We start from the raw sequence: 14687 nt of genomic DNA on the forward strand, positions 1-14687 counted from the left end.
TATGAGGTCTAGTATGAAGTTAAAAACAAACATTAACCATTTGAATGGTAGTATTCGAGTACCAGGTGATAAGTCCATCAGTCATCGCTCGATCATTTTTGGGAGCTTGGCTGAGGGTGAGACTAAGGTTTATGATATCTTACGTGGTGAAGATGTTTTGTCAACCATGCAAGTTTTTCGTGACCTTGGTGTTGAGATTGAGGACAAAGACGGTGTCGTTACCATTCAAGGTGTTGGTATGGATGGATTGAAAGCCCCTCAGAATGCTCTCGATATGGGGAATTCTGGTACCTCTATTCGTTTGATTTCAGGCGTCCTTGCTGGTGCAGATTTTGAAGTGGAGATGTTTGGAGATGACAGTCTTTCTAAACGTCCGATGGACCGTGTGACCCTTCCATTGAAAAAAATGGGAGTTAGTATTTCAGGTCAAACAGAGCGAGACTTGCCACCCTTGCACTTAAAAGGTACAAAAAACTTAAAACCTATTCATTATGAATTGCCGATTGCCTCTGCTCAAGTTAAATCAGCCTTGATTTTTGCGGCTTTGCAGGCTCAAGGTCAGTCTGTCATCATTGAGAAGGAGTGCACTCGTAATCATACAGAAGATATGTTGCGTCAATTTGGTGGAGACTTAAGTGTCGATGGTAAGAAAATCACTGTTCAGGGACCACAAAAACTAAGTGGGCAAACGGTTGTCGTACCTGGAGACATTTCCAGTGCAGCCTTTTGGTTGGTGGCAGGTTTGATTGTTCCTAATTCTCGTGTGGTACTTAAGAATGTCGGTATTAATGAAACTCGTACAGGGATTATTGATGTTATCCGTGCTATGGGTGGCAAATTAGAGATTACTGATATTGATCCAATTGCTAAGTCTGCAACCTTGACTGTTGAAACTTCAGATTTGAAGGGAACAGAAATTGGTGGAGCTTTGATTCCACGTTTAATTGATGAATTACCAATTATTGCTCTCCTAGCTACCCAAGCTCAAGGGCAAACGGTCATCAAAGATGCAGAAGAACTCAAGGTTAAAGAAACTGACCGTATTCAAGTTGTCGCAGATGCTTTAAATAGCATGGGAGCAGCTATTACTCCTACAGCAGACGGCATGATTATCGAAGGAAAATCTACCCTCCATGGTGCCAGAATCAATACCTTTGGTGACCACCGTATCGGCATGATGACAGCCATTGCAGCTCTTTTAGTTGCAGATGGAGAGGTCGAATTGGATCGTGCAGAAGCCATTAATACTAGCTACCCAAGCTTCTTTGATGATTTGGAGACTTTGATTCATGGCTAAGGTTTTACTAGGTTTTATGGGTGCAGGAAAATCAACTATTGCTAGAGGATTAGATCCTGACTTTGTAGACATGGATGCCTTGCTTGAAGACCGACTGGGGATGCCAATTGCTCGTTTCTTTGAAGAAAAAGGAGAAGCAGCCTTCCGTCAGATAGAAGAAGAAGTTTTGGCTGACCTACTAAAAACGGACCAAGTCGTGTCTACTGGTGGTGGAGTGGTCATTTCTCAGAAAAATCGTGACTTACTCAAGCAAAATCCAGACAACATCTATCTTAAAGCAGATTTTGAGACCCTTTACCAGCGAATTGCAGATGATAAGGACAATCAACGCCCGCTATTTCTAAAAAATAGTAAGGAAGATTTGGCAGGAATTTTTAATGAAAGACAGGCTTGGTATGAGGAAGTGGCTAGTAAAGTTATCGATGTGTCCAAGCTAAGCCCAGAGGAAATTATAGAGGAACTAAGATGAAAATTGCCTATCTAGGTCCCAAAGGATCTTTTTCGCACCATGTGGTGCAGACGGCTTTTCCTCATGAGGAACTGGAGCCATTTTCAAATATTACAGACGTTATCAAGGCATATGAACAGGGATTGGTAGACTATTCAGTAGTGCCGGTTGAAAATTCCATTGAAGGTAGTGTCCATGAGACTCTGGACTATCTTTTCCACCAGGCTCGCATTCAAGCTGTGGCAGAGATTGTTCAGCCAATCCATCAACAGCTGATGGCAGTATCAGGACAGTCTAAAATAGAGAAAATCTTTTCTCATCCGCAGGCATTAGCCCAAGGGAAGAAATTTATCGATGAACATTTTCCAGACGCTCAATTAGAGGTAACGGCAAGTACAGCTTATGCTGCTCGGTACGTTTCCGAACATCCAGATCAACCATTTGCAGCTATTGCTCCAAAAAGCTCTGCTGAGGAATATGGATTAGAACTGGTCGCTCAAGATATTCAAGAAATGGAAGCCAACTTTACTCGCTTTTGGGTTTTGGGGCCTAACTTACCACAAATCCCTTTGGAAGCAAGTTCTGAAAAGATGAGCCTGGCCTTGACCTTGCCGGATAATCTACCAGGTGCATTATACAAAGCACTTTCTACCTTTGCATGGCGTGGGATTGACTTGACTAAAATTGAGAGTCGTCCCCTAAAAACAGCCTTGGGAGAATACTTTTTTATCATTGATGTCGCTTATACTGATAAAGAACTGGTCCACTTTGCTCAAAAAGAACTGGAAACGATTGGAATCCAGTATAAAGTACTAGGTGCTTATCCTATCTATACCATACAGGATAAAGGAAAGGAGAAGGAATGACTAGAGAGAATCCTTTGACACACCATGAAAAACTGAGATATGACTATCTTTTGAAAAATATTCATTATTTAAATGAAAAAGAAAAGAGAGAATTTGACTTTTTACATGCTAAGTTAGAAGGTCAAAAAGGTTCAGCGGAAGTTTTCAATCCAGAAGCCAAGGAACAACTTCTTTCAGATTCTGGTATCGACCTGCCAACCTATGCTAATCGTAGTCGCTCTAGCCGCCGTAGTGGTGGAGCTCAACTGGAAACGAAGGTTCCAAAAACTAAGAAGCTGAAGAAAAAAAGAGGTTTTCGTTTTAAACGCTTATTTGCTTGGTTAGGGATGTTATTCCTTTGTGTAGCAGTTGGAATGATCGTCATGTTCTTAAAGGGCTTCCAATCGGCGAATCCTAATAGCTCAAATGGGACCAAAGATGCCAAAGCTGCTCAGGTTGAAGTCTTCAATGGACAAGATACGCGTGATGGGGTTAATATTCTTATTTTAGGAACAGACGGCCGTATTGGACAGAATAGTGCAGAAACACGGACAGATTCCATTATGGTTCTGAATGTAAGTGGCAAAGATAAAAAATTGAAGCTCGTTAGCTTTATGCGTGATAACTTGGTCTATATTGATGGATATAGCCAAGTCATCAATGGTCAAAAACAGACCGACCATAAATTAAACTTAGCCTACGAATTAGGGGAACAAGAAGGTAAACAAGGAGCTGAAATGGTCCGCAAGGTCCTCAAGGATAATTTTGATCTAGACATCAAATATTATGCCCTTGTCGATTTCCAAGCCTTTGCGACAGCCATTGATACGCTTTTCCCTGATGGTGTGACCATTGATGCTCAGTTTTCAACTCTAAACGGGGTTCCAGTTACAGAAGCGACTGTAGGAGATGACTTGCACGCAACGGAAACTGAGTCACCGACTCAAACCATTCGAGCTGGGAAACAACAGATGAATGGTTCGACTCTTCTCAACTATGCACGTTTCCGTGATGATGATGAAGGGGACTATGGGCGTACTCGTAGACAGCAACAAGTCATGACTGCTGTTTTACAACAAATTAAAGATCCGACAAAACTTTTCACTGGTTCGGAAGCACTAGGAAAAGTATTCGCCATGACCTCTACAAACCTTCCATATACTTTCTTATTGACCAATGGCTTATCAGTCCTTGAAGGTGCGCAGAATGGTATTGAAAGATTGACAGTTCCAGAACTTGGAGACTGGGTAGATGACTTTGACGTATACGGCGGTCAATCCCTTCGAGTGGACCAAAAAGCTTACCAAAATAAATTGGCCCAAATGGGATTTAGATAAAATGTAAAATGAATCAGAGCTTGAGGTACATATGAAAAAATGTATCTTAGGCTTTGATTTTTCACATGGTCAGATGGATTTATAAACTATTTTTATGGTATAATAGAATGATGTATTCTATAGAAGAGGAAGAGAATAAGATGAGTGATTTAAAGGCAATTCAAGCTCGTAGCCTAGAGATGGCTGAATATTTTGTCGCCTTTTGTAAAGAACACGATTTACTCTGTTATTTGTGTGGTGGAGGAGCTATTGGAGCTCTACGAAATAAAGGTTTTATTCCTTGGGATGATGATTTAGACTTCTTTATGCCCCGCAAGGATTATGAAAAATTAGCAGAGTTATGGCCTCGTTATGCGGATGAGCGTTACTTCTTATCAAAAAGTGATAGAGACTTTGTTGATCGCAACCTCTTTATCACTATTCGAGACAAGGCAACAACTTGCATCAAGCCTTACCAACAGGACTTGGATCTTCCACATGGCTTAGCCTTGGATGTTCTTCCCTTGGATTACTATCCTAAAAACCCAGCAGAACGTAAGAAACAGGTACGTTGGGCTTTGATTTATTCTCTCTTTTGTGCCCAAACCATTCCAGAAAATCATGGAGCTCTCATGAAATGGGGGAGCACGATTTTATTAGGATTAACTCCTAAAGCCCTTCGTTATCGTATCTGGAAAAAGGCTGAGAAAGAAATGACTAAGTATGGTCCAGTTGAAAGTGATGGCATCACAGAGTTATGTTCAGGTCCGGGCTACATGAAGAAGAAGTATCCAATTCATGCCTTTGAAGATAGCATTTTCTTACCATTCGAAGGAACAGAAATGCCTATTCCAGTTGGTTACGATGCCTATCTAAGCACAGCTTTTGGTGATTACATGACACCACCACCAGCTGACAAGCAAGTGCCTCACCACGATGCCCTTATAGCAGATATGGATAAGAGTTACACTGAATATAAGGGAGAATATGGGGCATGATGAAAGAAAAAATTAGCGTTATTGTTCCAGTTTATAATGTAGAAGCTTATTTGGAACGATGTGTAGAGTCGATTTTAAAACAGACTTATACCAATTTTGAATTGCTTCTTATTAATGATGGTTCGACAGACCAGAGTGGTGACTTGTGTGATCAGTTGGCATCTAAAAATGAAAATATCAAAGTTTTTCATATTAAGAATGCTGGAGTTTCAAATGCTAGAAATGTAGGTATTCAACATTCAAGAGGAGAATGGATTACTTTTATTGATAGTGATGATTTTATTACACCAGATTATTTGGAAACTTTAATAAGTGTAGTTGATAGTGACGATTCTATCGGCTTTAGTATAGCGCGTCTCCACCATATAAAAAATGGTCAAATTACAGAATTACCAGTTTTTTCAGGAAAGAAAGAAAAGTGGTCGACAGAGGAGACAATGAGAGAATTATTGATAACAACCCGGACTTCTTTTTTCCCTGTTGCAAAATTGTTTAAAAGGGAGATTATTTCAGGTTTTATATTCAATACAGACTATCATTTGGCTGAGGATGCATTGTTTTTAACAGAAGTTTTACTAAAAACCAAATGTACAAGCGTATTTATTGATAAACCAATCTACTATTATGATCATCGTCAGGGAAGTGCGACAACTTCTGTCAACAATCATGTATTTGATACCATAGAGGTCTATAAGATTATTATTTCTGAAGTTTTTCAAAGATTTCCAAAACTCAGAACTGAATTAGTGAATAGAGAATGTTGGTCCTATATCACAGTGTATGATAAAATAATTTTTACAGATTCAAGCCAATATCGAACAGAAAAAGTTAAGTTGAGAAAGTGGATTATTAATCATTTATCTGAGATATTAAAAGACCCTTATTTTACTCATTTTCGAAAAATAGCCGTTTTGTCGCTCCTTGTTTCTCCATGGATCTATAGACAAATTGTCGGCTTGAATTAATAATGTCATTTAAAGGAGTTGAAGATGAATTTTTCAAAAACGAATGAATGCTTTGAAAAATCAAAATTTTGGATTTCATATCTGTTTGTTTTTATTTCGATTTTAAGCATGAGTTCACTAGTCTATAAAGTAACAAATCCTGTTTACAAGGGATTATCAGCAGTTGTTGTTCTTTGTATTTGTTTAACCTTATTGTTAAATTGGAAACGAATAGAAATCGATAAGAAATTCCTAGGTTTATTTGGGCTTTTGACGGGGAGTCATCTAGTAGCAACACTGGTTAATCGTTCAGGCCACTTACTTGGAAATATGGTTGAAATCTTCTTTATGATAACTTACATTTTACTATTTACCATGGTGAATTTAGAGTATCTAAAGAAGTTAATTCGCTTGATTGCAGGAACGGTTCAAATTGTTTCTTTTTTCTCAGCCATATTTGCTTTTGTTCTTTTAATATTTAGAGTCTTAATATTATTTAAAATTGGAGAACAATCCTATTATTATGGTGTTATGAATGGACGCTTGTGGGGAATTGTTAATCCAAATGCAAGTGCTATTTTTTCTTATATCAGCATTGTTTTTGCTTTGTACCTTATTCATAAAGGAAGTAAATACTCAGTTTATCTAAAGATAAATAATCTGATTCAGTTAATCTATTTTGCAACCATGCAGAGTAGAGGAGCACTCTTATCAGTCATTTTGATGCTTGGAATTTATTGTCTTTTTATTTCTAGAGGAAAATTACTCAAAAAATGGCTTACTTTTCTAGTAGCTAGTATCTTACTCACAGGTAGTAATATTGGTATTAGTTATGTAACTTCTATATACATTTCAGCAGCCAAGGCAACTGTAATTGACTTAAATAAAGGCAAATCATATTCAGAGACAGATTCGGACGTAGCCAAGAAAAACGGGGAACTTCACCTAATCGAGACGACACCAAGTGGTCGTACTTATATCTGGAAAAATGCTATTAAAATGGGAAGTGCAAAACCGTTATTTGGCTATGGTGTTCGAAATGTTACCGATTACTATAAAGAGTACTTTAGTAAATTTGAAATTCAGAATTCGCTGATTGGTGGGAACTTCCACAATATATTTGTAACAATTTTTGTAAGTTCAGGATTATTAGGTTTACTTTCTTTCATCATTTTAATAAGTTATATCGCTGGAAGATTTGTTACTTATTTAATTGTGTCTAAGAAGAATAGCGAAAAATTTATTATGATTCTATTTTTTGGTATTTTATTTGGACAATTGTTTGAAAGTCAGATCATGTATTCTACAAACTTTATCAATATTATTTTCTGGTTAGTGATTGGTTATGGTTTAACAGTCTGTTCGAAAGAAAAAAATATCCGTTATGAGGAAGTGACAGATATTTCTGAAATCCAACAGATGGAATTAGGAATCATGGAGTATATTCATGAAGTTTGTCAGAAAATTGGTGTTAAGTATTTCTTAGCTTATGGTAGCTTAATTGGCGCAGTTCGTCATCAAGGTTTTATTCCATGGGATGATGATATGGATATTTGTATGCTTCGAGATGATTATGAAAAATTACAAGATTATTTGATTGCCCATCCAGATGAACGATACGAAGTCATGTCTTATAAAAATAATATCAATTATGTTTATCCTTTCATGAAGGTTCAAGATAATCGAACCTACCTACTTGAGGAAGATGTGCGAATTGATTCAAATATGGGTATCTATGTAGATATTTTCCCTGTAGATGGTTATGAAGATGATCAGGCGTTTAAGGATAAAATGACTAAAATCATCAAGAAACGCCAGTTAAGTTGTTATACTTTCAAAGGAATTACGAATACTAAAAGTGTAGTAAATTCAATTATCCGCTATATTTCTGTTATTATCTTTTATTTCACAAACACAAATAAGTACGTTTCTCAAATCGATGAATTGGCAAAATCTAGAAAAGTAGAAGATTATGAACAAGTAGACTATCTTATCTATAAAGATATGAATAAACCTGTTTGGAAACGAGAATGGTTAGAAGATGTTGAAATTGGTAATTTTGAAGGGAAAGAATTTTTGATACCAAAACACTACCATGAAATTCTTACTTCCGATTATGGAAACTATATGCAGTTGCCACCAGTGGAGCAACAGGTTTCCCATCATGACTTCAAACTGTGGAAAATTGTAGAGAATGGATAATATTTTTTCATCTTAGGAAAGAGTAAAAAATAGGAGTGACAAAGATGTCTGAGAAAATTTTAAGTCTAGAAGAGATCAAGCAAGTAGAACTTGATATTCTAGAGTATTTACATAAAATCTGTGAAAAACATGATATTAAATATTTTATCGATTTTGGAACCTTGCTTGGGGCTGTACGTCATAAAGGCTTTATTCCTTGGGATGATGATACAGACATTTCTTTAGCTAGAGATGAATTTGAAAAGTTATACGCAGTTCTAAAAAACGATAACCACCCATACTATAAGCTGATTTCTTTTAGAGAAACGAAGGGTTATCCATATAGTTATATGCGTGTTTACGATATTCGAACACGGAGAGATTCGAATCTTTTAGATCCAAGTGTTGTGCTTGGAACTTGCGTAGATGTCTTCCCGTACGATGGTCTTGTTACGGACGAACAAGATCGTAAGAAAATGAAACTATATAAACAACTAATTCGTCTATCGTCTTTGAACTTTAAAGGAATTAAATACGAAAACGGAGGGATTAAAAATCTTCCTCGTTATATCGCGTCAGCAATATTCAGATTTACATCTCCTCAATTCTGGAATCAAAAGCTAGAACAACTTGCCTTAAAATACAGTGTTGAAAATTCTACAGACTTGGTTTGTTCAACTTATGATTCATACTATCCAGCTGGCATTAAAGCAGAATGGCTGTATGATACAATTGATATGCCATATGAAAATCTAATCCTAAAAGTACCAAGAAGATATCATGAGATTCTTGTCTATGAATTTGGGGAAGATTATATGACTCCGCCTCCTGCTGACAAACAGATACCAGGAAATGAGAAGAATTATTGGATTGATTAGCGAAAGAGTATATAAAAAATAGAAAGTTGAATGCCTTATGAAAACTATTAAAAAATCAATATTACTTAGTGCCTTGATCTTATCGGCATCAATAATTCAAGCACAAACAGTAAATGCAGATACAATCTCAGCAGGTTCAGGGAATCGTATCCACTTTATCAATACAAAAGCTAACTCTGGAAGTGATGCTATTTTACTAGAAAGTAATGGTCATTATGCTTTGATTGATATGGGAGAGGATTATGACTTTCCGGATGGAACGGATACACGTTATCCAAATCGATGGGGAATTTCTATTAACAATTATCAAGTTTTGGAAGATCGGTTGATTCGCCATCTTGATCAATTAGGTGTCAAGAAATTAGATTTTATATTAGGAACTCATGTTCATAGCGACCATATTGGTGGAGCAGATGAAATTCTTAATCGCTATCAAGTCGATAAATTCTATTTGAAAAAATATTCGGATCAACGAATTACAAGCACTTGGGGATTGTGGGATAACCTTTTCAATTATGATAATGCTCTTCGTGCTGCACAGAATAAGGGAGTTACACTTATTCAAGACATAAAAGATGAAGATAGCAAGTTCAAATTTGGGGATATGGATATTCAACTTTATAATTATAAAAATGAATATGATGCTGATGGAAACCTAAAAAGAGTTCTTGATGATAATTCCAATTCAATTGTTGCAGTAGTGACTGTAGCAGGAAAAAGAATTTATCTTGGTGGCGATTTGGATAATGCTGAGGGAGCTGAAGATAAATTAGGGCCTGTTATTGGAAAAGTGGATATGATGAAATGGAATCACCATTACGATGCCAAGGTTTCTAATACAATTGGTTTCATTGAACACCTTTCTCCTAGTATGATTATCCAAACAACTGGAGGAGATATTAACCTCGCTTCAACGAGAGACTATCTAAAAAATAAAAATATTCAAGTGATTCATGCATCAAGTAAAACTCAGGATGCAACTGTATTTGATATTAGTGATAAAGGCTTTACAAATGTCTCAGGAGATTTTCCGAATATTCCTACTGTTGAAGAGAAATGGTATAAAGAAGATGGTTACTGGAAGTATCGTTTAAAAGATGGTCAGATGGCTATTGGTTGGCATGATATTGCTGGTGCTACATATTTCTTTAACGGAAAAGGTCAAATGCAGAGTGGTCGTTGGCTCCGTATCACTGACGAATGGAATGGAGAACCAAAATTTAATGATTACTACCTAAACAATGATGGTAAAATGCAGACGGGTGGTTGGTTCTATCATGATAATACTTGGTACTATATCCAGTCAAACGGTGCAAGACGTTACAATGAACTAGCTGAAATTGGTGGTCAAAAATACCTCTTTGATAAGGATGGTAAAATGCTAACTGGCTTACAAGTCTTCAATGGTAAGAAGATGCTCTTTGCAAGTAGTGGTGCTCTTCAAACAGAAGGAACTGCATCTAGTTGGCAAAAAATAGATGGAAACTGGTACTACTTTGATGAAGAGGGAACTCGAATCGTTGGAAAAAAAGAAATCAATGGAGCTACCTATTATTTCAATCAAGAAGGGATGATGCAAACCGGTTGGATCTTTACTGAAGGTCATTGGAACTATTTTGCAAGTTCTGGAGCTATGAAAACAGGTTGGGTTAAGGATAAGGGTACATGGTATTATCTGGATAAAGACGGTGTCATGCTAACGGGTCTTCAAGAGATTGATGGCACTCGTTATTACCTCAATGCAAGTGGAGCTATGCAGACCGGTTGGAAATGGTTAGACAATCATTATTACTACTTCACAACTAGTGGATCTATGAAGACAGGTTGGCTTAAAGATAAAGAACTCTGGTACTATCTAGATAAAGACGGCATCATGTTAACAGGTCTTCAAGAGATTGATGGAACCCGATATTACCTTAATACAAGTGGAGCCATGCAAATTGGTTGGAAATGGTTAGACAATCATTATTACTACTTCGCAACTAGCGGAGCTATGAAGACAGGTTGGTTCAAAGATAAAGGGCTTTGGTACTATCTCAAACCTGAGGACGGTGTCATGGCAACAGGTCTTCTAAATGTTGATGGCACTCGTTATTATCTCAATGCAAGTGGAGCTATGGAGACAGGATGGCAATTGCTAGATAACCAGTATTACTACTTTACAGAAAGTGGAGCCATGAAGACAGGTTGGTTCAAAGACAAAGGACTTTGGTACTATCTCAAACCTGAGGATGGTGTCATGGCAACAGGTCTTCTAGATGTCGATGGCACTCGTTATTATCTCAATGCAAGCGGAGCTATGCAGACTGGCTGGAAACAACTGAATGGCAACTGGTACTATTTCCAAGCAGATGGTTCCTTATTGAGAAATGGAACAACACCTGATGGTTACAAGGTCAATCAAGATGGCATTTGGAGCTTGAATCCTGATAAAGTAGAAGTTCAGGAAAGTCAAGAAAAGCCTAAGAAGGATTCTGATAAGCTAGTAGAGAAGGAAGAAAAATCGGCAGAAGTCAATGAAAAAGATGAAGCTGCTGAAACAAAACCGACTTTGAAGGCAGATAAAGAATGATCTTAGTTGCTTTGCTAGAAAGCTGATTAGGTGCTACGTTCAGACCTGTCAGATACTTTTCTTTTAAAATAGTATTTATATACATCTCAGAGAATCAATCAATGTTTTTAGAATGAGAATATTGGTCAGCTTTGGGGTGTTTTTTGATTCTTTAAACCCTAACTTGTTGAAAGAACCCCTTCGTCTTCAAATAGAAATATTTTGATAAGAAATTTTAAAAAACACCGATTAGATAAATAAGAAAAATTATGGTATAATAAAACGATACAAAAAAGGAGTATATATGGACATTTCAGAAATTCGTCAAAAAATTGACGCCAATCGTGAAAAATTAGCTTCTTTTAGGGGGTCTCTTTGACCTCGAAGGGTTAGAAGAAGAAATTGCCATTTTGGAAAACAAAATGACAGAACCTGATTTTTGGAACGATAATATTGCGGCCCAAAAAACGTCGCAAGAATTAAATGAACTAAAAAATACCTACAATACTTTCCACAAGATGGAGGAGTTGCAGGATGATGCTGAAATCTTACTAGACTTTTTAGCAGAGGATGAGTCTGTTAAAGATGAGTTGGTGGAGAAGTTAGCTGAGCTAGATCAGATGATGACTAGCTACGAGATGACTCTGCTCTTGTCAGAGCCTTATGATCATAATAATGCTATTTTAGAGATTCACCCAGGTTCTGGTGGAACAGAAGCCCAAGACTGGGGCGATATGCTACTTCGTATGTACACTCGTTATGGTAATGCTAAAGGCTTTAAAGTTGAAGTCTTGGATTATCAAGCTGGTGATGAGGCAGGTATTAAGTCAGTGACCTTGTCTTTTGAAGGCCCAAATGCTTATGGACTTCTCAAGTCAGAGATGGGAGTTCACCGTCTGGTACGTATCTCGCCATTTGACTCAGCTAAGCGTCGTCACACCTCCTTTACTTCTGTAGAAGTTATGCCAGAGTTGGATGATACTATTGAAGTTGACATCCGAGAAGATGATATCAAGATGGATACTTTCCGCTCGGGTGGAGCAGGTGGACAGAACGTCAACAAGGTTTCAACAGGTGTCCGTTTGACCCACATTCCGACAGGGATTGTCGTTGCATCAACCGTTGACCGTACTCAGTACGGAAACCGTGATCGTGCGATGAAGATGCTCCAGGCAAAACTCTATCAAATGGAGCAGGAAAAGAAAGCTGCTGAGGTAGATGCCCTTAAGGGGGATAAGAAAGAAATTACATGGGGAAGCCAGATTCGCTCCTATGTATTCACCCCTTATACCATGGTGAAAGATCACCGTACCAGTTTTGAAGTTGCGCAGGTAGATAAGGTTATGGATGGGGACTTAGATGGTTTCATCGATGCCTATCTAAAATGGCGTATTAGTTAAAAGAAAGGAAGTCACATGTCGATCATTGAAATGAGAGATGTTGTCAAAAAGTATGACAACGGGACAACAGCCCTACGTGGCGTCTCTGTGAACATTGAACCAGGAGAGTTTGCCTATATCGTAGGTCCTTCAGGTGCAGGTAAGTCAACTTTTATCCGTGCCTTGTACCGTGAAGTTAAAGTTGAAAAAGGAAGTTTGCAGGTTGCAGGTTTTAATCTTGTTAAGATTAAAAAGAGAGATATTCCGCTTTTGCGTAGAAACGTAGGCGTTGTCTTTCAGGATTACAAACTCTTGCCAAAGAAAACTGTTTATGAGAACATTGCTTACGCAATGGAGGTTGTCGGTGAAAGCCGTCGCAATATCAAAAAACGTGTTATGGAAGTTTTGGATCTTGTCGGCTTGAAGCATAAGGTTCGTTCATTCCCTAATGAATTATCAGGTGGTGAGCAACAACGTATCGCCATTGCTCGCGCTATCGTAAACAATCCTAAGGTATTGATTGCCGACGAACCGACAGGTAACTTGGACCCGGATAACTCATGGGAAATCATGAACCTCTTGGAGCGCATCAATCTCCAAGGTACGACTGTTTTGATGGCGACCCACAACAGCCAAATCGTAAATACCTTGCGCCACCGTGTCATTGCCATCGAGAATGGTCGTGTGGTTCGTGACGAAGCGAAAGGAGAGTACGGATACGATGATTAGTAGATTTTTCCGCCATCTATTCGAAGCTTTAAAGAGTTTAAAGCGTAATGGGTGGATGACCATTGCTGCTGTCAGTTCAGTAATGATTACCTTGACCTTGGTTGCTATTTTTGCCTCAGTTATCTTTAATACTGCAAAATTGGCAACGGATATCGAAAACAACGTTCGCGTCATGGTTTATGTCCGTAAAGACGTTGAAGACAATAGTGAAACCATTGTCAAAGAGGGCCAAACAGTTACAAACAATGATTACCACAAGGTTTATGATGCCCTCAAGGCTATGCCAGCTGTTAAAAATGTAACTTTCTCAAGTAAAGAAGAGCAGTACCAAAAGCTGACTGAAACCATGGGTGACGAGTGGAAGGTTTTTGAAGGAGATGCCAATCCTCTTCATGATGCCTACATCGTAGATACCAATTCACCAAGTGATGTGAAACCAGTCGCTGAAGAAGCTAAGAAAATCGAAGGAGTTTCGGAAGTTCAAGACGGTGGTGCCAATACGGAACGCCTCTTCAAGTTGGCTTCCTTCATCCGTGTTTGGGGATTGTTCATTGCAGGACTCTTGATTTTCATCGCGGTCTTCTTGATCTCAAATACCATTCGTATCACTATCATTTCACGTAGTCGTGAAATCCAAATCATGCGTTTGGTTGGTGCTAAAAACAGCTACATCCGTGGCCCATTCTTGCTAGAAGGAGCCTTTATTGGTTTGTTGGGAGCAGCTCTTCCATCAGTTCTGGTTTACTTTATCTATAACCGAGTATTCCAATCTGTCAACCCATCCTTGGTTGGACAAAACCTATCCTTGATTACCCCAGATACCTTTATTCCATTGATGATTGGTCTTTTGTTCCTCATCGGAATCTGTATCGGTTCACTTGGTTCAGGAATCTCAATGCGTCGATTCTTGAAAATCTAAGTAAGATAGTTTACTAAAATCTATAAAAGTAGGATTCAACAGGCTTCACCGAGTCTGATGGTCCTACTTTTTATGTTGAACTTATAAAGCAGTTGCTTGCCAATTTTTGGGAAACAGTGTATGATAGGAAAGGACCTTTTTGCTAAAAGAGTGATAGGGACTAGAAGAAAGGAATCTTTTTTCTCTAGAGTAATATCTAGCT

At 38.0% G+C, this 14687-nt stretch carries 12 protein-coding genes; all 12 read left to right on the forward strand.

Translation table 11 applies throughout. From position 1 onward, the window contains the following. Positions 1-13: 13 nt before the first annotated feature. The 12 genes from aroA (at position 14) to ftsX (ending at position 14485) form a co-directional block, all read left to right on the forward strand. A complete protein-coding gene (gene aroA / locus HMPREF1116_RS07975) occupies positions 14-1297 on the forward strand; it encodes a 3-phosphoshikimate 1-carboxyvinyltransferase (protein WP_000769883.1) in 1284 nt (427 codons plus the stop codon). Further along, positions 1290-1766 carry a shikimate kinase gene (locus tag HMPREF1116_RS07980; RefSeq protein ID WP_001151350.1) on the forward strand — a complete coding sequence of 159 codons (477 nt, stop codon included), beginning with the start codon at positions 1290-1292 and terminating at the stop codon, positions 1764-1766. Before aroA ends, HMPREF1116_RS07980 begins: the two co-directional genes overlap by 8 nt. After that, a complete protein-coding gene (pheA, locus tag HMPREF1116_RS07985) occupies positions 1763-2611 on the forward strand; it encodes a prephenate dehydratase (protein WP_000686394.1) in 849 nt (282 codons plus the stop codon). The genes HMPREF1116_RS07980 and pheA overlap by 4 nt, the downstream gene beginning before the upstream one ends. Further along, the gene (locus HMPREF1116_RS07990) at positions 2608-3927 is read left to right on the forward strand and encodes an LCP family protein (RefSeq protein ID WP_000196420.1); all 1320 of its coding nucleotides are present in this window, start codon (positions 2608-2610) and stop codon (positions 3925-3927) included. The genes pheA and HMPREF1116_RS07990 overlap by 4 nt, the downstream gene beginning before the upstream one ends. 140 nt (positions 3928-4067) lie before the next feature. Further along, positions 4068-4904 carry a LicD family protein gene (locus tag HMPREF1116_RS07995; RefSeq protein ID WP_001281439.1) on the forward strand — a complete coding sequence of 279 codons (837 nt, stop codon included), beginning with the start codon at positions 4068-4070 and terminating at the stop codon, positions 4902-4904. Next, positions 4901-5869, forward strand: coding sequence for a glycosyltransferase family 2 protein (locus HMPREF1116_RS08000; RefSeq protein ID WP_000975116.1), 969 nt, complete (start codon positions 4901-4903; stop codon positions 5867-5869). The genes HMPREF1116_RS07995 and HMPREF1116_RS08000 overlap by 4 nt, the downstream gene beginning before the upstream one ends. 24 nt (positions 5870-5893) lie before the next feature. Continuing rightward, positions 5894-8050, forward strand: coding sequence for a LicD family protein (locus HMPREF1116_RS08005; RefSeq protein ID WP_001011705.1), 2157 nt, complete (start codon positions 5894-5896; stop codon positions 8048-8050). 44 nt (positions 8051-8094) lie between these two features. Next, positions 8095-8907, forward strand: a complete 813-nt coding sequence (locus HMPREF1116_RS08010) for a LicD family protein (protein ID WP_001290851.1) — start codon at positions 8095-8097, stop codon at positions 8905-8907. Positions 8908-8944: 37 nt separating this feature from the next. Beyond that, a complete protein-coding gene (locus tag HMPREF1116_RS08015) occupies positions 8945-11479 on the forward strand; it encodes an MBL fold metallo-hydrolase (RefSeq protein WP_000848951.1) in 2535 nt (844 codons plus the stop codon). Positions 11480-11762: 283 nt separating this feature from the next. Then, positions 11763-12858, forward strand: a protein-coding gene (gene prfB / locus HMPREF1116_RS08020) for a peptide chain release factor 2 (protein ID WP_155811949.1) whose coding sequence is annotated in 2 segments (ribosomal slippage) — positions 11763-11834 and positions 11836-12858 — 1095 coding nt in all. Because the reading frame shifts where the segments join, the coding sequence is not laid out codon by codon here. A 15-nt stretch (positions 12859-12873) separates the two neighbouring features. Next, on the forward strand, positions 12874-13566 hold the full coding sequence (gene ftsE / locus HMPREF1116_RS08025) for a cell division ATP-binding protein FtsE (RefSeq protein ID WP_000022259.1): 693 nt from the start codon (positions 12874-12876) through the stop codon (positions 13564-13566). Beyond that, positions 13559-14485 (forward strand): permease-like cell division protein FtsX, encoded by a 927-nt coding sequence (gene ftsX / locus HMPREF1116_RS08030; protein WP_000625530.1) that lies wholly within the window; start codon positions 13559-13561, stop codon positions 14483-14485. Before ftsE ends, ftsX begins: the two co-directional genes overlap by 8 nt. Positions 14486-14687: the final 202 nt, after the last annotated feature.

This window comes from Streptococcus sp. SK140 (assembly GCF_000259525.1).
Lineage (GTDB): Bacteria > Bacillota > Bacilli > Lactobacillales > Streptococcaceae > Streptococcus.

What these genes read in the sequence shown, in the direction of transcription:
- aroA (WP_000769883.1), top strand. Translation starts at nt 14, where the DNA reads ATGAAGTTAAAAACAAACATTAACCATTTGAATGGTAGTATTCGAGTA.
- HMPREF1116_RS07980 (WP_001151350.1), top strand. Translation starts at nt 1,290, where the DNA reads ATGGCTAAGGTTTTACTAGGTTTTATGGGTGCAGGAAAATCAACTATT.
- pheA (WP_000686394.1), top strand. Translation starts at nt 1,763, where the DNA reads ATGAAAATTGCCTATCTAGGTCCCAAAGGATCTTTTTCGCACCATGTG.
- HMPREF1116_RS07990 (WP_000196420.1), top strand. Translation starts at nt 2,608, where the DNA reads ATGACTAGAGAGAATCCTTTGACACACCATGAAAAACTGAGATATGAC.
- HMPREF1116_RS07995 (WP_001281439.1), top strand. Translation starts at nt 4,068, where the DNA reads ATGAGTGATTTAAAGGCAATTCAAGCTCGTAGCCTAGAGATGGCTGAA.
- HMPREF1116_RS08000 (WP_000975116.1), top strand. Translation starts at nt 4,901, where the DNA reads ATGATGAAAGAAAAAATTAGCGTTATTGTTCCAGTTTATAATGTAGAA.
- HMPREF1116_RS08005 (WP_001011705.1), top strand. Translation starts at nt 5,894, where the DNA reads ATGAATTTTTCAAAAACGAATGAATGCTTTGAAAAATCAAAATTTTGG.
- HMPREF1116_RS08010 (WP_001290851.1), top strand. Translation starts at nt 8,095, where the DNA reads ATGTCTGAGAAAATTTTAAGTCTAGAAGAGATCAAGCAAGTAGAACTT.
- HMPREF1116_RS08015 (WP_000848951.1), top strand. Translation starts at nt 8,945, where the DNA reads ATGAAAACTATTAAAAAATCAATATTACTTAGTGCCTTGATCTTATCG.
- ftsE (WP_000022259.1), top strand. Translation starts at nt 12,874, where the DNA reads ATGTCGATCATTGAAATGAGAGATGTTGTCAAAAAGTATGACAACGGG.
- ftsX (WP_000625530.1), top strand. Translation starts at nt 13,559, where the DNA reads ATGATTAGTAGATTTTTCCGCCATCTATTCGAAGCTTTAAAGAGTTTA.